Origin of the sequence: Pseudomonas marginalis, from assembly GCF_900105325.1 — a bacterium.
Taxonomy (GTDB): domain Bacteria; phylum Pseudomonadota; class Gammaproteobacteria; order Pseudomonadales; family Pseudomonadaceae; genus Aquipseudomonas; species Aquipseudomonas marginalis.
In genome coordinates this window covers 225,677-245,084 of the sequence record NZ_FNSU01000004.1, presented here as the reverse complement: position 1 = coordinate 245,084, position 19,408 = coordinate 225,677, and the positions used below count along the sequence as shown (strand labels likewise).

Here is a 19,408-nt window from a genome sequence, read left to right as displayed (position 1 = left end):
CCGATCAGTTAGCGAGTGCGTCGGAAGCGAACAGCAACTTCGAACCTGCAGCCGAAGGGACGGCCAGCACGCTATAGCGCTCACCCGCCTTGAGGGTGAACGTCAGCGGCTGGCCCACCGGAGCACCGGCGCACTTGAGCTGCACCGACAATTCCAGCGGGTTGATCATGCGGCGTTGCAGCGAACCTTCGGCCACCTTCTTGAACAGCTCGGCCTTTTGGGCCACGGCTTCCAGGCTGGCGTCGGCGCAGGCGGCATCGGCGTTGATAAAGGCCAGGGAAGCCTTGAGCGCGTTGAAGTCGTCCGGTTGCTCACGCACCACCAACTGGCGCGTGGCGCCCTGGGCGTCGACCAACGCGACCACGGTGGCGAATTCGCCGGGGGCCACGGTCACCGACAGGTCGGCGTTTTTGCCGTCGCGGCTCAACACGCCCTTGATCGGCTTGTCACCCCCCACCACCGGCAGGAAGGCCGACACGGCTTTATCCCCGCTCAACACCAGGCTGGCCTTGGAACCGTCCGCCACCAGCTTCAACTCGCCGGGAGTGCCATTGGCAAAACGCAGGAACGCTGCGTCTTGCTCCGGCCCGGTGGGGTACAACGGGATGTCGGCGCTGTAGGCGCTGACACTGGCGAGCAAGGTCGCCAGACCCAGGGTCATGCGTTTCATTATTTGCTTCCTTTACCGTAGGCCGATGGCGGCAGGTCGCCCAGGGCCGTACCAATGGCCTTGGCCCATTTCTGGTAGCCGTCGATGGTGAAGTGCTGGCCGTCAGTGGTGATCCACTCGCCCGGCTTGGAGAAGGTCAGCGAATCGATGTAGGTGCACGGCGCCACGTTACTGGCCAGGAAGGCCGACATCAGCTTGGTGCGGGTGTCGTCCTTCTTGTACTGGGAACCGACCTTGCCCCACGGCGGACCGACCCACACGCACTTGGTGCCGGTGTCGGTGATCGCCTTGGTCAGCGAGGTCACGCTTTTCCAGGCCCAGGCCTTGGGGAACACCGGGTTGGTGTACGAGCCCATGGTGTCGCCGATGATCAGCACGACAACGTCGGGTTTGTCCTTGGCAATCAGTTCCTGGATCGGCGTGGTGCTCATGGCGTTCTTGCCGTAGATCACCGCTTTGCCGGTGGGCAGGCGCTCGCCGCCACACTCGACTTTTTTCGGTACGACCCAATCCGCCGCACCAGCACCGCAGGCACCGATGGAATGAACCACCGCGCCTTGCTTGGTCAGGTTGTCTTGCAGCGGGTTGAGCAACGAATCGGGAAAGCTCATATGACTTTCGCCCAGTACCAGCATGGTTAGGCCGGCAATCGCAGAAACAGGCATGAATGACTCCGATTTAATCAGTTGGAATAAGGGGAACGGTACGGGCTGACCGGCAAAGGCATAGGTCCGCTCAGGTCTTCGAACAAGTAGCGCAGATAGGCATTACCCGCGTACTGGCGGTAATCCTGGGCGTTATCGAGTCCGATTTCACCTCCCAGGTAGAACCGCGAGCTGAGACGGTATTCGGCAGCCGCGTTGAAGCTGTAGCCGACGCCGGTTTTGCTGGTGCTCTCGTACTTGGGATTACCCCTGGACGCTTGCAGCGTGCTTTCGCCCGGGAAGAAATCCGCCCCATCTTGCGCGATATGCTGCAGGCCTACCGAACTTTTTACCTGGTAACTGAAGCGATCAAAGCTTTGTGCCCAACGAATCGGCACGCCCAGGGAGAAGAAGCGCTGCGGACTGAAGTAACCACCGTTGCCGTAGGTGTAGAAGTCCTGGTTTTCCTTGAAGGTCATCGCCGAGCCGCTGATACCCAGGGTCAACGTGTCCCGCTGGTTGTTGCGCAGATACCAGTAGATGCCGCTGCCCAGTTCCAGGCGGGTGTTGTCTTCGACGTTATTGCCCAGCAATTCATGCAGCGACGCGTAGCCGTAGACGCCCAGCTTCTGGTTGTCATAGCTCAGCTCACCACGGCCGCCGTTGGCGGTGACGCCGCCCCATTTGTTGCCATCGCCGTCTTCGGAACCCGCGAAGGAAGTGACACTGTCGGTGACCGGACGCCGGGAAATATTGGCGCCATAGCGGAAGTTCGAATTGGCCTCGAACGGACGCGAGACACTCACGCCACCCACCAGGGTGTTGTAGAGGAAGCCCAACGGGCTGACCCCGACGTCGGCCTTGAGGCCTTCATCCGGATTCTCGAACGCGACGGCCAAGCCAACACCGGTGTCGCTCTGGGAGCCCGCCGGGGTGGTGGTGCCTTTGCCGAAACGCGACAACGCATCGCTGCCCACGCTGCCCGCACTCAAGTGCACCGGCGTGACGCGCAACGCTATGGTGTTATCGCCGACCGGCATGCGCGCTTCGAACGGCGCTTCCACATCGGTGATCTTGCTCAAGCCTTTCTCGCCGTTATTGCTGCGCACGCTCAAGCCCTGCACCACATACCCGGTACGGTCACGCAGGATGGTATCCAGCGCAAGCCGTGCCGGGCTCAGCTCGGGGCTGTCGATGGAGGCGATGGTCGACGGCGGCACAAACGGGTCGCTCAGGTCGTTGGACGTCGCGCTGGCAAACGCGCTGGACGTGACGGTCTTGGTCGGTGCATCGATCGGCGGCGGCACGGCGCCGGCGACAGTCAGGTCGGTGACCTGGCGGCGCTGGCCCGGCAAGCCCACGAAGGGGTTATACGATTTGCCCTGAGGTTCGGCCTGGGCCACCTGGGTCCTGGCCTTCATCGCGGTTTCAATCGCCAGGGCCTTGCGCAGCAGTTCAGCGGCTTCGCTGTTCTTGCCCAGGCCCTGATAGATGCGTGCCGCCGAAGTGAGGATCTCCGGGTTGCCCGGTTCGAGCGCCAGGGCCTTGTCGCTGGCCGATTGCGCCAGGCTGCGGTCGTTGCCTTTCAGGGCGATGTCCGCCAGACCCAATTGCAGGCGCGCATTGTTCGGGTTCTGCTGGATCAACGGCGTGTACAGCTCCATGGCCTTCTTGCCGTTGCCGCTGGCCGCGTACATGCGCGCCAGGGCACCGACACCCAATGCGTCGTTCGGGCGCTGGGCCAGGGCCGGGGAAAGCATGTCGTAGGCCGCCACCAGGTCGTTCTTCTCGCGCAGGGCGTCGGCCTGCTTGACCCGGTACAGGTAGATCAAATCGTCATAGCGCTGGCGACCGATCTCGGTCAACGGCTGGCCTTGCACTTCGCGCAGGATCTCGCCCGCCTCGCTGTACTTGTTGGCCTTGAGCAGTACGTTGGCGTACAGCAGTTTCTGGTCGACGGTCGGGTTGGGGTTGTTCTCCACCACCTTCTGCATCATGTCCAAGCCGAACTGCGGGGCGCCCACTTCAACATAAGCAGCAGCCAGCACCGCCACGCGCTCAGGTTTTTGCCGGGTCAGCGACTCGGAACGACCAAGCAGCGCCAGGGCTTCCGGACGCTGGCCACGGCGCGCCGTTTCGATGGCGATGTCCGTTTGCTGATGCAGGGCGATATCGATCGCCAGCTCGTTCATGTCCGCCGTGCGCTGGGCGGTGGGGATGCGCCCGAGGGTGGCCTCGGCTTGTTTCCACTCGCTCAGTTCAGCCGACAACAGGGTACTGGTGTACAGCGCATCCGGTTGGTTGGGCTGGGTCTTGAGCAGGCCGTCGATCAGGGCACGCGCATTGCGGATCTGACCGTCGCGCAGGTACATGCGCGCCAGGGCAAAGCGGGTCCAGGGGTTTTCCGGGTCGGCGTCGAGGGCCTGGCGGTAGGCGGCTTGCGCAGCCTTCAGGTCACCGCGCTGCTCGGCCAGTTTGCCGACCTGGGTAGCGCGCAGTGCGTTGATTTTCACGCTCGGCGCAAACTTGGCGCGCTGGGCCGGAGACACCGAGTCGATCAGCTTCAGGGCTTCATCCGGCTGGCCGGATTGGGACAATACGTTGATCAAACCGCTGAGCGCATCCGGGTCGCCAGGGTGACGGGCCAACACCTTGCGGTAGCCGGCTTCGGCAACGTCGAACTGGTTGTCCTGGGCCTGGAAACCGGCCAAGGCGATTGCCGCACCCGGTTGGCCCGGATTCAGGCGCTCGGCCTGGGCCACCAGGTCACGGGCCTGGGCACCGCGGCCGGCGCGCTGGGCGTCACGGCTCTGGCTGATCAGATTCCAGTAACGCACGTCGTTCAGGGCCGACTGCCATGCGGCGCCACCGGGCAAGCGCGTGGCCTGCACCAGGTAGTTTTCCGCATCGCTGAAACGCTCTTGCTGTTGACGCAACACGCCCATGCCACCAAGGGCATCGACGTCATTGGATTTTTGCGCAAGGCGCGCCGTGAGCAGTGGCTCGGCGGTTTTCAAGTCGCCGTCGTCCAGGGCCTTGAATGCCTTGGTCATCTGCGGATCACGCTGCCAGGCACCGCCGCCCTTGCCTTGGGCGATGCCCTTGTCCATGAGCGCGCGGATCTCGGTGTCATCCGGGTGCACGGTGAGAAATTGCTGGAACAGCGCCACCTGGTCCGGCTTCGGTGGGCCGAGCCAGACCAGCGCAAAGCGCCAGGTTTCATCGGCGTTGCCGCCCACATCGTTGTTCGAGGCCAGCTTGGCCAACGCACGGATACCGTCCGGCCGGGTTGCCGGGTTACGTGCCAGGTGCTTGGCCAGGAACAGCGCAACGATCGGATCGTTGGGCCGCTCACGGGTCAGGCGCTGCAGGCCGGCAATGGCCTCATTGGTGCCCTTGGCGGTAAAACCCAGGGTGTTGTAGTACTCACGGGCAATCAGGCCCTGGGGCTGGCGGCCCTGGAAAATCTGACGGTACAAGGCCACAGCCTTTTCGCGCTCGTCTTCGGGCTCACCCAATTCACGCGCCTGCTCCAGCAGCTTGGCATTTTCCGGCATGTTGACGGTGATGTCCTGCTCCAGCTGCAACGCCTGGCGCGGCACCGGGCTCAGCGCTTGCAGTCGGGCCAGGTACTTTTGCGCCTCGGCCGGGTGGTTCTGCTGCATCTGGATCAGGCCGATGCCATAAAGCGCGTCCGGCTGCTCGGGGCTCAGGTTAAGCAGTTTCTGCCAGGTCTCCAGGGCCCGCTCGGGGTTTTTCTTCGCCTGCCAGTAGTAGCCCTGCTCGATCAGCAGGGACTGCGGGTCGCTGGTTTCAGCGAAGCTGGCGGTCGAGGCCAGGGCGGCGAGAATCGCAATGGCTAGCGTGTGACGGCGCATGCTGCCTCCCAGGAAAGTTTGACCGTACCATCTTGTTCAAAACGGTACTTCTGATCGGAAAAGCCTTGGCTGAACAGGCTGAGCATGTAGTCGTAGTAGATCGGCTGCGCGCTGTCCGGCGCCGAGGGCGCCAGGGCTTTGTTGAGCGCGTCGTCGACCTTGGCCTTTTGCAGTTGTGCCAGGGCGGTTTCGCCACGGGCCTGGAAGAAGGCAATGGTCGACGCCGAGAAGCCGATCGGCGAATAGCCGTTGTTCTTCTCGACTTCGCCGGTGGTGACGTGGATTTTCTCCGGCGGGAAGCCGGTGGCCGCCGCAGCCGTCGCCCGGGACATGCCCCCCAGGGACTTGAGCATGCCCGCCGCGAGTGGATCGGCCTTGGCGGTCATGCCGGCCCACATGTAGGTGCGGATCGCGTCGTAGCTGCCCAGGTCATCGGAGAACGGGTCGACCACAAACAGCCCGGTGTTGGCACTGGTCGCGCGGTAACCGACCCAGTTAGCCGCCAGGCCATGGGGGTTGCTGGCGGTGTCGGCGAGCATCCGCGCGTTGCTTTCGGCCACTTCGTTCCAGCCGGCATTCGGCCGCTCTTTATGGAAGCGACGTAGCTGCGCCAGCACCTGGTAGCTCGGGTTGAACCGCCACAGACCACCGGCATGGGCGTAACCCACCGGCCCCGGCAACAGCATCTTGCCCAGGCCCGGCACACGCACGATCAGGTTGCGTTCCACATTGGCCAGCATCAATTGCGCATCGGCGCGGTATTGCGGTGCATTCCACACGCGGGCCGCTTCAAGCAGGGCGTAGGCCATCCACAAATCCGCGTCGCTGGCAGAATTGGGGTCGATCACGCCCCAGGTGTTGTCAGGCTTTTTGCCCCACAACCAACCTGGCAGGTTCTGGCCGATATCGGCCCCCGACATGTTGGCCTTGGTCCAGGTCCACAGCTTGTCGAAGCTGCCACGGTCGTTGCCGACCAGGGCGAAGAACATCGCGTAGGACTGCCCTTCCGAGCTGCTCTCGGTAGGTTTCATGGAGGAGTTGAGCACGCGGCCGTCGTCCTGCACGAAGCGCTTGGCATAGTTCTGCCACAACGGCCAGTCGCAGCTCTGCGCCTGCGCCACACCAGCACACATCAGCGAGCCCAGCGCTATCAGGGCCATGCTACGCAGCGGGCTCATGCCAACCGCCGTTTTGCACGGGCACGCAGCGACAGGTAGATCAGCGACGTGACCACCGCCAGACTGAGGAAGGTGATCAACAGCATCCACCCCAGGTGCTGGGACAGTTGCCACTGCATGAACTTGAAGTAGTTGAGCTTGCCGACGTAGTACTGCTCGTCCGCCACCAGCGAGCTGATCTGCGTGCCTTGCACCACCGCCAGGCTGCCCTGGATCGAATCTTTGTAGTCGTCGCCGCCGATCAGGGCGGAGGTAGCTTCCAGCAGGCCTTGCGGCTGGTTGCTGGCGATCAGGACCACGCTGCGCCCGGACTTGAGCGGCGATTGGAAACCGGCCAGCCAGGTGCTGCTGCTCAAGCTGTTGAAGGTGATCCCGGTATTGGCCTTGTGGATATTGGCCGCCGGATCGGGGCTGACCCAGCTGCGCACATAACGCGGCAGGTCCGACAACAGGAACTGATGCTGCGCGCCATCGCTGGTCGCCGGCAGGTACTGCTGCCACTGCTTGAGCAGCGGTTGGTTGGCGGCGGTGGCGAGCACCAGCAGGTCCTTGTCGGCGACGCTTTGCACATCTTTGGCCTGTACCACTTTCACGGCAGTCGCCGGGTAACCGGTGGCTTCGCCGAAGCGGCCGAGCACGGTCAGGTAAGCGGTGATTTCATCGGTGCCGAAGTTGTCCGGCATGACCACGGCGGATTCCGACAGGTCGGCCAGGCGCGTGAACGGGAAACCGGAGTCGTTGAACACACCCAGGTTAGGCATGGCGATGTAGTGCTGGTAACCGGTGACATCGAGGGTCGAGTCCGGGTCGACGGAACCGCGCATGTTGTCGACGATAATGTCGCGGCATTCGCCTTCCTTGATGTAGTCGTACATAAAGCGCAACTGCAGCTTGGACTTGGGCGATGCCGAGCTGATCGGCAACAGGGTCGTCACTTCACGGGGCAGGCTTTCGTCTTTCTTCAACTGGTCGAGCAGGGTTTGACCGCCGCCCAGGTTGGTCACCGACGGCAGCGCCACGGACTTCATGAACTGGTCATTCAGACCGATCAGCAGCGCGGAATTGGTCGACACCTGCTGTGGGGTGTAACGGTATTTGAGGTGCAGCGGCACGCCTTCTTCACGCCAGTTGAACAGGTCAGGCGGCAGGCGCATGTCAACGCTGATGGCGCCGGGATTGTAGCCCGACACACTGAGTTTCTGCTGCTCGACCAACTCACCGAGGCGCACCGGGCGGTTGCTCGGCAGCCAGTTCGGGGCGTCATAGGGACGGCGCGGCGCGAGGGCTTCGAGCTTGGTGATGACCACGCTGTTGCCGGCCAATACCGGGCTACCCAGCACCACGGCGGTGGCGGCGCGCTTGAGCTCTTGCGCGTCACGGCCGGTGACGATCAGCAGCTTGCCATTGGCGTCGGTGGGGTTGGCGATCAGGGTCAACGTCGGGCCGGTCGGCTTGGCGATGGCGACACCGTGCACATCCATGGCTTCGGCGGTTTGCACCAACACGATGGCATTGCCCTTGGCCGGCAGCTCGCCGAGGGTGGTCGGGAAGGTCGCGCCACGGTAGCTGGCGAGGCCGCCGATCCAAGACGACAACGCACCGGCCGCTTCCAGGGCGGCACTGTCCGGCGCGGTCGCGAACACGAACGGCAGGCTCACCCGGCGCGCGTCACGCTTATCGAAGAATGGCAGCGGCAGCACGGCCAGGTCGTCCTTGAGGACGATCGGCTCGACCTGCACTTTCAGCTCACTGCTGTTGCTGATCTTGGCCCACAGGCTGCTGTGCAACGGGTCTTCGCAGGACATGGTGTAGTGACCGATGAACTGCAGACTCAAGCGGTTGAATTCGGTGATCAACTTCGGCGGGATCTGCACCAGTTGTTCCTGCTGAGTGCCGGCCCCCTCTTTGGGCAACGCCAGGCTGGCGGCTACTTCGCCGTTGACCAGCACGTTGATCTGCGACAGGTCCGCCAGCAACGCCGGCGAGTAGCTGTACTTGAGCAACAGTTGCGCGCCCTTGACCACTTCGTCGGCACGAATGTCGAAGTTGACGCTGTCGGAAGACTCCACCCCTTGCAGGTTCATGGTGTCGCGACGCCCCAATTGCTTGAGGGTCAGGCTGTAGCCGTTGTCGGTGCTTTGCACGGGCACGGTGGTCACCGCTTGCTCGGCAGCTTGCGCCAGGGTATTGAAACCCATCAGCGAGGCGATCATCAGCGCGAGTGCACGGCGCGGATGAGGGCGAGCGAAAATCTTCGAGGTCATGGCTTGTCCATCAGCGTATCAAGCGGTTTTTTGGGGGTGCGGCTCAAGGCCAGACGCAGTTCGTGTAGGGTGGCGCGGCCGAGGGTGAACAGGCCGCCGATGCCGATGGAGCTGACTTCGCGCAGGGCCGCCAGCGGCGTATCCGGTTGGCCGGCGCCCCAGCTCGCGGCCCAGGTGTCGGCGCGGGAGAAGGTCAGGCGTACCAATTCGCTTTGCTGGCGCAGGCTGAGGGGTTCGAACTGGGCGCCGATCTGCGCCCCTTTGCTGAACACCACGCGCGCATCGAACAGGCTGTCCTGACCGTTGCGCGAGAGCACCAGTTGCACGCGCTCGCCCTGGGTGATCGAGTGACCATCGGTGAGCATCAGGCCGAAGCCGTTCTGCGAGAAATCCTGGGTAGTGCCATCCAGCACACGGCCGTCGGCACAGATAATGCTCACCGGTAGCTTGGCGCTGACGCGCGGCTCGGAACGCACCTGGCGCGCCTCCGAGGCCACGGCGACAGCGGCGCTGGTGATGATCAGGTTGTAGAGGGTCCAGGTCAGGTTGATCGCCACCGTCACAGCCGTGGACGCATCGCCCCAGATCAACTGATGGATACCAAAGCCCAGGCCGACCAGGTTCACGGCCAACAGCACCAGGTAAGGGCGCGCCAGCTTCCAGTCGAAGAACTGCTTGTCGATGATGCCGCCCTTGTCGGTGACGTTGAAGCCGCCGGCCTTGGGGTTGACCAGCGCCACCAGCACCGGCGGCAGGATGTACCAGGCCAGTACGGTCTCGTATACCTCGTTCCAGAACGAGTGCCGGAAGCGGCCCTGGATGCGTGAGTTGGTCAGGCTTGAATGCACCAGGTGCGGCAGTACATAAGCGACGATCATCAGCGCCGAGGCATGGAAAATCTCCGCGCCAAAGACCAAATAGGCCAGCGGTGCGGTGAGGAATACCAAACGCGGCAAACCATAAAAGAAGTGCAACATAGCGTTGGCGTAGCAGATGCGCTGGCCCCACTTGAGGCCCTTGCCCAGCAACGGGTTGTCGGTGCGGAAGATCTGCGCCATGCCCCGCGCCCAGCGGATCCGCTGGTTGATGTGGCGCGACAGGCTTTCCGTGGCCAGGCCCGCAGCTTGCGGGATCGCCAGGTACGCCGTGTTGTAGCCCAGGCGGTTGAGCTTGAGCGCGGTGTGGGCGTCTTCGGTCACGGTCTCGACGGCTACCCCGCCGATTGCCAGCAGCGGCTCACGGCGAATCACCGCACACGAGCCGCAGAAGAAGGTGGCGTTCCACAGGTCGTTGCCGTCCTGCACCAGGCCGTAGAACAACTCGCCCTCGTTGGGCACGGCGCGGAAGGTGTCGAGGTTCTTTTCGAACGGGTCCGGCGAGAAGAAGAAGTGCGGCGTTTGCAGCATCGCCAGCTTCGGATCCTTGAGGAACCAGCCAAGGCTGACTTGCAGGAAGGAGCGCGTCGGCACGTGGTCGGCGTCGAACAGCGCGACGTATTCGCCGTCGGTGACCTTCAACGCTTCGTTGAGATTACCGGCCTTGGCGTGGAAGTTGTTGTCGCGACGGATGTAGTTGACCCCGACCTTGCGGCAGAACTCGCGAAAGTCATCACGGCGGCCGTCATCGAGCACGTGCACACGCAGCTTGTCCTTGGGCCAGTCCATCGCCTGGGCGGCGAAGATGGTCAGTTTTACGATGCTCAGCGCTTCGTTATAGGTGGGGATGAACACATCCACCGTCGGCCATTCTTCCGGCTCGGTCTTGAGCCACACCGGGGTGCGACGCAGCGGCCAGGCGGTTTGTACGTAGCCGAAGATCAGCACGATCAGGGCGTAGAACTCGGCGGCGACCAGGCCGTAGCCGAAGAACATGTCGAGCCAGGTTTCAAAGCCCAGGGTGGAGGTGAGTCGCCAGAACATGTAGCGCAGCGAGGCCACCAGCGACAACACCACCAGCGCGAGGATTGCCAGGCGCCCCGGGATCTTGCGCAGCACCAGCACCGCCATGAAGCACACAACGGCAAACAGGCATTGGCTGTAGAGGTCCAGCGGCGCACTGATAACGCCAAAAAACAGCAGGGCACCGAGCACGCAACTGGCAAATACCAGCACCGTACGTAGTGCCGCAGGCCAGCGATTGAAGCGCGCGATGGCGCCATTCAGGCGCTGTTCAGCGCGCCCTTCGACGAAGGGCGTGGAGGACGTATTGTCGGTCATGGAAGGTCCGAGTCGATGCGTTCGAGCAAGGCGCGGCACAGGGCGTGGACGTCCTGGCAGCCGATACTGTTGACGGTAGGGTCGAGGGGATCACGCCCGTAGGCCTGGGCTTCGCTGAACGCCAGGTCGCGGTGTACCGTGCCCAGCAGGGCACTGCCGAGGCGCGTCTTGAACACCTCGGCCATGTCCAGGCTGAAGCGGTGGGCGGCGTCCAACTGGTTGATCACATAAAAGCGTTGTGGCGGTTTTGCGCGTTGCAGGTATGGCGCCAGCACGCTGTCCATCTGCTCCAGGGTGCTGAACGACGCCACATCCGACTGCACCACCACCAGCACCGCGTCGGCAACCGACATGGCTTGGCGGAGGTACACGGTGTTGCCCGCCGGTACGTCGATGATGACCGTGTCCTGGCCGTTCAGCTTAAGGCTGGCCAAACGCTTGCCAAGCCACTCGGGATCCTGACCCAACCAGCGATTCAAGCTCTGCTGCTGCTCGTGGTCAGTGCCACCGAACGCCACCAGGCGGCAACCGCCAAAGCCGCGTTCAGGCAGGGCTTCCCAGCTTTCGTTAAGCAAGCTGGTAGCGCCGATGCCAGGGAAGTCGAGGCCCAGGCACAGGTGGTGACGCAGGGCGTTTTGCGGGTCCAGGTCGAGGGCAAGCGCCGGGTGCCCCTGGCGCTGCAAGCCACTGGCAATCGCAGCAGACAAGGTGCTACGGCCGACACCCCCTTTAACCGAAACCACCACCACCACTTTCGGCGTGGACTGCTCCGAATACACCTCGCCTTGCGGGCCCGATATTACTTCGGACAGTGGCAGGTGGTCGGCATCGCCATGGTTCAGCTCTTCGAGCAAACGCAACAACGGGGCCGATGGGGCTTCATCCAAGAGAGCTGCCACTGCAGGCGGGGGAGCAACAACCTCCGGGCTTTCCAGGACCTCTACATCGTCCTCGATAAACTCATGGATAAAGTCGATTTCGCGGTAGCCATTCGGGTTGGCACCCAGCTTGTTGAATAGTTTTGAAATGTCATCTGCTCGACTCACTCACTGCCCCTCCCCACCTGGTTTGCGCTTTAAAGGCGATAAAAAGGTCAGCGAAGAGCTGACCTTGTATTTTTATAGTTATGTGTTGGCCGAGGCATTCTGTGATATCACATTGATGGTGTCAGTATTTTGATGCTTTTAGCTCGATATTATCCGACGAACGGCGTGGCGCCATTTTTATGACGAATCCAGCGATAAAAATGCATTCGTTGTAAGAACATGAACTTGCACCGATTTATCGTGATTTTTGTTGGCCTGATGGTCAAAAACGGCACAAATCTGACATACCCATAAACAAATAATCCGTTGCCTCAAATCTGTCTCGAAAATTTGCCTACACGATTTTGCGATTAAACCTACTATTCATATCGCGCGACAGAATACGCAAACCGCGCCTGGATTCAAGGCAAAACCCGCCCGGCGGTCGCCCGCGACGTCTATGCACAACTAAGCAAAACCCACGCCGCTGGACACTTCCTCGACCTTCAATGAACCCACCCATTGAACCAAGAGGATACCCAGCGCGAACGCGTTGACCATCGTCAGCCAGCGGACAACTGCTCAGGCTTATTGATGAACCCGCCGCTCGGTGAATTCATAATCACCCTGGCAATCACTGGTGGGGTCCGCTGCCACACTCACGTAATGCACGGTGTCCGGGTCCACCAGCTTATAGGTGTACACATCCGGCGAACGCACCCCATCGGTGCGCAACTCGTTCTTACCGTCGGCCGCCGACCACGACCCCTGCTCGGTCTGAATCACCTGCGTCTGCTGCGCATCGCGAAAGAAGGTAATGGTGAAACGGCCATCGGCCTTGAGGTGGTTGGTCCACGACAGGAACTGACAGTTGCCGGTTTCCGAACGCAGGCCTTTCCAGGTACCGACCAGCGCGGGGTCGTTGCCGGGCTTGGTAATGGAGCACGCGCTGAGAGCGGCGGCGAGGAGGATGAGGCACAGGGAGAGAATCCGTTTCACGTGGGGCTTCCTTAGGCAGGGATGAACTCAACATCGCACCGGCCAGACCGCCCGGCGACGAGGGAAGAATCCTACCCGCGCTTGCCGGAAAAAGGGGCGTTCGTGAAAAAAGCTCAGGTTCTGCAAAAATAGTCAGAATTCAGGGGTTTACAGAACGTTGCCAATCGCTATAATCGTCGCCCTAACACGCCGGTATAGCTCAGTTGGTAGAGCAACTGACTTGTAATCAGTAGGTCCCGGGTTCGACTCCTGGTGCCGGCACCACATTAGGCTCCATTGCATTCCACCGAATGCTCTGGAAGCCCCGAAAACCCGCCCTTTGGCGGGTTTTTTCGTTCCAGGACCCTCTGTCGGGATCCAACAAAATCCCCCTTCCCCGAGGGTATGTTAGGGGTACTGCGATTTCCCGGTCAGGAGCGCGTACCCCTATGCCACGTCTAGCGATCCCCCTCAGCGACCTGCAATGCCGCACGGCCAAAACCCGCGAGCGCGCCTACAAACTGTTCGACGGTGGCGGCATGTACCTTTTCGTCAAACCCAATGGCGTGAAGACCTGGCGCTTGAAGTACACCAAGCCCAGCGGCAAGGAAGGTACGCTCATCATCGGCAATTACCCCATCGTTACCCTTTCCGTCGCACGACGTAAGCGAGACGAAGCCAAGGCGTTGCTGCTCGACAACCTCGACCCAATGGAAGAAAAGAAGAAGGCCAAGATCGTAGCCCAGCGGGCGGCACTGCTTTTCGAAACCGTTGCCATGGAGTGGCACGCCGATATGTCCCGCCGCTGGACCGAAGGCCATGCAAAAACAGTAATGAGCCGACTGCGCACCCACGTCTTCCCGCACATCGGCCAACGACCGATCGCTGAACTCGATACCCACGACCTGCTAGAGATCACCCAGCGCATCAAGGAACGCGGCACCATGGATGTGGCGTTAAGGGTACAGAACTACTTATCCACCATCATGCGCGGGGCCAAAAGGGCTCGGCAGATCACCATGAATCCTGCACTGGATCTGGCAGGCTCGATTCACGCGCCGCGCACAGTCCATCGCCCCGCCCTATCCCTCAACCGCCTACCCGAACTGCTACAACGCATCGACAACTACAACGGTCGCGAGCTGACGCGCCTTGCCGTCCTGTTGACGTTGCATGTATTCGTCCGCTCCAGCGAACTACGCTTCGCTAGATGGAGTGAGTTCGACCTTCAACGCGCCATGTGGGAAATCCCCGATACTCGCGCACCGATTGAAGGGGTACGCAACTCCACACGTGGGACCAAGATGAACGGCGACATTCAAATGGTTCCGCTATCGCCGCAGGTCATCGAAATACTGGAGCGCCTGCGCAGCCTCAGTCGCTTTTCAGAGTTGGTGCTACCGGGCGACCACAAGTACTGGAAGCCCATGTCCGAGAACACGGTGAACACCATGCTCCGCAACGTCGGCTATGACACCAGTAAGGACGTGTGCGGCCACGGCTTCAGGACCATGGCCTGTAGCGCCCTGCTTGAGTCCGGGTTATGGACCGACGCAGCCATCGAAAGACAAATGAGCCACAAGGAACGCAACCGTGTGCGTGCCGCGTATATCCACAAAGCTGAATTTCTGGAGCAGCGCCGGCTGATCATGGCGTGGTGGAGCAACTACATTGATGCCAATCGCAGCGGCCATGTAACGCCTCACGAATTCGCTCACCCAGTCGGCAACAACATCACCGCCCTACAAAATAGCCGTGGCGCATCCAAACGTGGGTAAGCCAATGAGATCACCGCAGTCCGCCCTTCCACGCGGGTCCATCCAAGCGGGGCTGCAAAGCCGCCCTGCTTGGATGGACCTCATTTAAAAAATCTAAAGCCCACCCAACTGTCTGTGGAAAACCACTGATTTCCACCGGTGGATAATTTCATCCACAGCCGCAGAATTCCCGAAAATTCGAGCCTTGACCCAAATTATCCACAGGCGTAGAAAAGATCGGGCAAGTGCTGTCGTTGACAGCAACCCAGGTAGCCAGAACCTTTAAGGCTACGCCACACCGTGGTGGTTCTCCCAAAGTGCGATTAGCGTCCGGCGGCTCGCACGGTCACAGCGATGTGATGGATGCCTACTTTTACCAGTGTGCCCACTGCGGCAACTTCCCCCTTTCATAGCTGCCCTGCAGCAACCTATCCGCTTGGCCATTTCATTGCGCCAACCTGCGCCCGTCTCTTTCTTCCGGAAAGAGACGGGCGCTCCTACCGCTGCTGCAGCCCAACTCGTACAAGGCTTTGCGGCATTCCCCCTCGTGACAATCGGCGTGACAAACACCGAAGTCACCAGCAACAGAGATGCAGATGATGGTGCCGCAGCCCAAGGAATGGACTGCACCTGACTGACAGTCAGGCATGCCCCGGTCATCGCATCACTGCCTTCACCCGACTCAGGATCTCGCGGCGTTGGTCTCGTCAGCCAGTGCAGCCTCCACCCGCCCACTTTCTCGGAAGTGTTCAGGAGGCCAGATCATGAGATGCCCAAGCTCCCGGTCGTAAGGAGTCGCCAGTCCCGCGTTAGTGGACACCCCTCACAGGTCGCAGGGGCCTTGATCCCTGATAACACTCAACATTCTTGGCGGGATGACGTGGGGAAAGCTTCAAGGGTTTGGCTTCGAGAGGAGTTTGATCATGGCATTGGTAGGTAGACGGGATGGGCGGAATTTCGGTTATGGCCGGCAACTGAGCTACGCCGGGCCGCAAGCGCTGCAAGACCTGTTTGGCGGTGGGCATTACGGGACGGTCAAAGCACACAGTGATCGTTGGCAGACGTTCGTGCGCTGGTGTCGGTCGGAGGATGGCCCGGGAGTTAATGATGCACGGCAGATTGATCGGCAGACCTTGCTGGATTACGCGGAGCATCTGCGTCACCTGGTTGAGCGCAGCGATCTCGCCATCGCCACTGCGCAAAACCGATTGTCCAGCGTCAATCGGACCCTGGCAGCGCTTCGCGGTGATCAGTATGTGAAAGTACCGAGTCCGAGCAAGGCGCTAGGAATGCGGCGCACCAGTGTTCGTCGTTCGGTGCCGCAAGGCCAAGACCGCGAACATGTGAAGAGGGTCGTAGAGGTGCTTTGCGCACACCAGAAGCCGCGTGCCGCAGCCATCGCTCAATTTGCGCGAGCCACCGGCATGCGCTTACGTGAGGCCATTTTGGCCGACCTGCCGCGCTTAAAACGTGAGGCCGAACAATACGGCAAGATCAACATCCAGGATGGCACCAAGGGGGACCGCTCAGGTGCCTCGGCACCTCGCTGGATCAGGGCGGATGATCATATTCGCGAGGCGCTGAAATTCGCCGAACAGGTCTTACCCGACGGTAGCCGCAACCTACTTGCACCGAACGAAACCTACCTCGATTTCCAACGGGGAATCGTCCGTCCTGCACGGGACATCCTCCATCAGTACAACCTCAAAGGCTTCCACGAATTGCGGGCAGCCTATGCGTGCGAACGCTATGAGCAAATCACCCACCATCCCGCCCCCATCAACGGTGGCCATTGCTATCAACTCGACCGACGTCTCGATCAGGAAGCCCGAGTACAAATCAGCTATGAGCTGGGGCACAACCGTATCGTCGTGGTGGCCGCTTACATTGGTGGTCGCGCATGAGCACGGCATTCGATATGGATCTGTTCCTGGCGGGCGTCCTGACCGGGTCGCATACCACGCGCCAACGCCACTTGCGTCAGGCGAAGGCTATCCAAACAGCAATCGTTGAGCACTGGCAACGCGACAATCCATGGACTTGGCAGAGAAAACACCTTGCGTGGTTTTTGAATCACCACCTAAACCAGCACACTGAATCGACGCGCTATTACTATCTGCTGACCGTGCAATTACTCTCCCATCGCTTAGGAAAACCCTGGCACTTCAACCGCTAAACGACGGTCAGAAAACGGCCGATTCTGTTGAAAAAGTCGGTTTCCTCAAACTGCCAAAAGACTGATCGGTGAAAGCGCTTCTTTTACGCACTGCTACGTGAAATCTGAGTCTGAATATGCCTTTACGGCGATTCAAGATTTCAATCTCATGCGCGTACTTTTCTGCCGTGAAAACCACATCCGACTTTTTCAACAGAATCGGCCATAAGCGGTCAATCCGAAGGACGGTTTTCGACCCGTTGCTACCGTTCGTTAAAGGGTTGCTGACGGCAGATTACTTCCCTTGCGCCTCCTCTGCCGTCAAACCACCTAAATGCCCAGCGAAACACGCTATCATCCTTAACAATTCAAGCCCGTTCAGAAACGCTCCGACCCTGGATGTCTACATGACGCATCATTTTAAGTCTGAAGCTGTAAAATCTGCGTGGAAATACGTCTGCCAGCTTCGCTCGCAGCTTGCAAAGAATAAGGCAAGCTTGGTGTTGGGCGCTGGAGTCTCACGTGATCTGAACCTTCCTATGTGGGAAGTTTTGGTCGGACGAATGAAGGCCTCGATGGCAAGTCGAGCTCCTGAAGTACATGGCGTAAACGACGCAGCGGGAAAGGCAGCGTTGGTGCTTTTTGAGATATTCACTTCTTACAAAAAATACGACCTCGCCCAAGAGGAGCGCTATACAAGCGGTGCGCTTATTGAAAAGAAAATCCTTTCCGACTGGCGTGGATTAATCCACCAAGCTTTGTATCAGGATATAAATCCTGAAGAACGACGCGCTAAGATAGATACGCACCCATACTTTAAAGAAATCATTGAATTTGCAAAGCATTCAGAATTGACCGTCACATACAATTTTGACGACTTTTTGGAGTTTGGCCTCTCTTGCGCAGATCTGAATCCTACCAAGCACGAGCGACCGTATCAAACTGTATGGTCACATCACACTCAGTTCACAAAAGACAAATGTGTGATATATCATCCGAATGGATTTCTACCATTTGATCACAACAAGTTTCAAAGTGAAAATCTGATTTTCTCTGACGGAGCATTTGCAGACCAGTTGCTTGATGGCATAGGGGGAGGGTTATCAACTCTCCTCCATGTTTTTACAAAAAAGACTAGCATTCTTGTCGGGCACTCGCTGACCGATTCCACCCTGCTTCACCTTCTTAGAAAAGCAGCTTCCATCAGTCCTGGAAACTATAACTACTTTATTAGATTCACAAGCGAAGAGCTTGATCCTCAAAATAAAACTGCAATATTTGAAGCAAACTTTAACAACTACAATCTTATTACTTTGTTCTTCAATAGCACCGATATTAAAGAGTTTTTACGGGCTGTTACTATGCCCGAGGTGGAGTTTCTTCAAGAGTCTGATTTTTTGGGGCTTCCAACTAAATATATTTACTACATTGTAGGCTCCATTGGAATCGGGAAATCCACCGTAATTAGCCAGTTTGGGAGCCTAGTCACGCTTGACGAATGGTTTGACGAACGGCCCCCGGAGATGGCCCGCTCTCCTGACGACCTTAGCACTATCAAGACGATTACCATCGATGACTGGACTAATGAGCAGTTTGGAAAGAAGAATAATTACTTGGACAGGAAAAAAGTAGGAGTTTTTCTAGTTGATAGATCTCCCCTTGATCCGTTGACCTTTGTCGTCGGCGTACCTGAAAATGATCGTGCTAAATCAATGCTCAGCTATGGCATTCGCCCAGGACTTTCAACGAAAAAAATCGTTCCTGGTGAGATTATTCATATGGTTGGAGATGTTAACGAAATATGGTCTCGTTTAATTACTAAGCGAAAGGAAAGTAGCTGGCCGCCCGCTAAAATTAATGAGCTTCAGGAAAGGAGCCTGGAGATTTATGACAGCTTGCGGCCGAAGAAAATTCATGCAACTCAAAGAAAAGAGGTCGATATTGTACGTGATGTTGCAAAAGTAATTTTTTCGTGCGGTTATTCTCCGTCAGATCTGGATCAGCGTATGAGTGATATCGCGAATGCTTAAAAAACGTACGATTTACCTCGCGGCTCCGCTTTTTAACGAAGCAGAGTTAGCATATAACAAATCCCTCAAAGCCAGACTCCAAGCCTACTTTGATATATTTTTGCCACAAGAGGATGGACTACTGCTACGGGACTTAGTAGCAAACGGTACATCGGCAGCGCTAGCAGAGAGGATGGTTTTCGATGCCGACATAGCTGCCATGAAGGAGTCGGATCTTTTCCTAGTTGTCCTAAACGGTGCTCATATTGATGAGGGGGCCGCATTCGAACTTGGTTTTTCTTTTGCGCTCGGAAAACGATGCGTAGGACTAAAGAGCGATATTCGGCAATCATTGCCAACAGGCAATAATCCGATGATAAATCAAAGCTGCGAAAGAATCTTCAACTCTGCAGATGCTCTAGTTACTTGGCTTATCGCCACCTACGCTAAGAAGCAGCACTTTAGCGTTTAAGTTTTGCCATGGTCTCCATCGTTCAATTGTTGAAGGTGAAAAGGCCATGGGCATTGTTACGAGGCTGTTGTGGAGATTCGGTTTCGCGTCAAACGGATCTCTAATCCGACGGGCTGCTTCTGGCCAATTCCAGCTCTTCATGACGGGCAACTGTCGACCCAA

At 59.0% G+C, this 19,408-nt stretch carries 13 protein-coding genes and 1 tRNA gene; 6 read left to right on the top strand and 8 right to left on the bottom strand.

Annotated features, from left to right (window positions below; translation table 11 throughout):
• Positions 1-4: 4 nt before the first annotated feature.
• From BLW22_RS31710 to BLW22_RS31675, 8 genes are all read right to left on the bottom strand, one after another.
• A complete protein-coding gene (locus BLW22_RS31710) occupies positions 5-670 on the bottom strand; it encodes a DUF4397 domain-containing protein (RefSeq protein WP_065925770.1) in 666 nt (221 codons plus the stop codon).
• Entirely contained in the window at positions 670-1,335 is a 666-nt protein-coding gene (locus BLW22_RS31705; RefSeq protein WP_027605099.1) for an SGNH/GDSL hydrolase family protein, read from the bottom strand. Before BLW22_RS31705 ends, BLW22_RS31710 begins: the two co-directional genes overlap by 1 nt.
• Before the next feature lie 17 nt (positions 1,336-1,352).
• The gene (locus tag BLW22_RS31700) at positions 1,353-5,192 is read right to left on the bottom strand and encodes a cellulose biosynthesis protein BcsC (RefSeq protein WP_074848429.1); all 3,840 of its coding nucleotides are present in this window, start codon (positions 5,190-5,192) and stop codon (positions 1,353-1,355) included.
• Positions 5,174-6,370, bottom strand: coding sequence for a cellulose synthase complex periplasmic endoglucanase BcsZ (gene bcsZ / locus BLW22_RS31695; protein ID WP_074848428.1), 1,197 nt, complete (start codon positions 6,368-6,370; stop codon positions 5,174-5,176). The genes BLW22_RS31700 and bcsZ overlap by 19 nt, the downstream gene beginning before the upstream one ends.
• On the bottom strand, positions 6,367-8,634 hold the full coding sequence (gene bcsB, locus BLW22_RS31690; RefSeq protein ID WP_027605102.1) for a cellulose biosynthesis cyclic di-GMP-binding regulatory protein BcsB: 2,268 nt from the start codon (positions 8,632-8,634) through the stop codon (positions 6,367-6,369). The genes bcsZ and bcsB overlap by 4 nt, the downstream gene beginning before the upstream one ends.
• The gene (bcsA, locus tag BLW22_RS31685; RefSeq protein WP_065925774.1) at positions 8,631-10,850 is read right to left on the bottom strand and encodes a UDP-forming cellulose synthase catalytic subunit; all 2,220 of its coding nucleotides are present in this window, start codon (positions 10,848-10,850) and stop codon (positions 8,631-8,633) included. The genes bcsB and bcsA overlap by 4 nt, the downstream gene beginning before the upstream one ends.
• A complete protein-coding gene (gene bcsQ, locus BLW22_RS31680) occupies positions 10,847-11,896 on the bottom strand; it encodes a cellulose biosynthesis protein BcsQ (protein WP_083381414.1) in 1,050 nt (349 codons plus the stop codon). Before bcsQ ends, bcsA begins: the two co-directional genes overlap by 4 nt.
• Before the next feature lie 567 nt (positions 11,897-12,463).
• Entirely contained in the window at positions 12,464-12,874 is a 411-nt protein-coding gene (locus BLW22_RS31675; RefSeq protein WP_074848426.1) for a hypothetical protein, read from the bottom strand.
• A gap of 188 nt (positions 12,875-13,062) precedes the next feature.
• On the opposite strand from BLW22_RS31675, the gene BLW22_RS31670 reads away from it, so the two are divergent.
• From BLW22_RS31670 to BLW22_RS31640, 6 genes are all read left to right on the top strand, one after another.
• A tRNA-Thr gene (locus BLW22_RS31670) sits at positions 13,063-13,138 on the top strand.
• A gap of 164 nt (positions 13,139-13,302) precedes the next feature.
• On the top strand, positions 13,303-14,631 hold the full coding sequence (locus BLW22_RS31665) for a tyrosine-type recombinase/integrase (protein ID WP_074848424.1): 1,329 nt from the start codon (positions 13,303-13,305) through the stop codon (positions 14,629-14,631).
• A gap of 902 nt (positions 14,632-15,533) precedes the next feature.
• A complete protein-coding gene (locus tag BLW22_RS31655; protein WP_074848422.1) occupies positions 15,534-16,514 on the top strand; it encodes an integrase domain-containing protein in 981 nt (326 codons plus the stop codon).
• Positions 16,511-16,786 carry a hypothetical protein gene (locus tag BLW22_RS31650; RefSeq protein WP_074848420.1) on the top strand — a complete coding sequence of 92 codons (276 nt, stop codon included), beginning with the start codon at positions 16,511-16,513 and terminating at the stop codon, positions 16,784-16,786. The genes BLW22_RS31655 and BLW22_RS31650 overlap by 4 nt, the downstream gene beginning before the upstream one ends.
• A gap of 386 nt (positions 16,787-17,172) precedes the next feature.
• Positions 17,173-18,795 (top strand): SIR2 family protein, encoded by a 1,623-nt coding sequence (locus BLW22_RS31645; protein ID WP_074848418.1) that lies wholly within the window; start codon positions 17,173-17,175, stop codon positions 18,793-18,795.
• Positions 18,788-19,246, top strand: coding sequence for a nucleoside 2-deoxyribosyltransferase (locus tag BLW22_RS31640; RefSeq protein ID WP_074848416.1), 459 nt, complete (start codon positions 18,788-18,790; stop codon positions 19,244-19,246). The genes BLW22_RS31645 and BLW22_RS31640 overlap by 8 nt, the downstream gene beginning before the upstream one ends.
• Positions 19,247-19,408 lie beyond the last annotated feature (162 nt).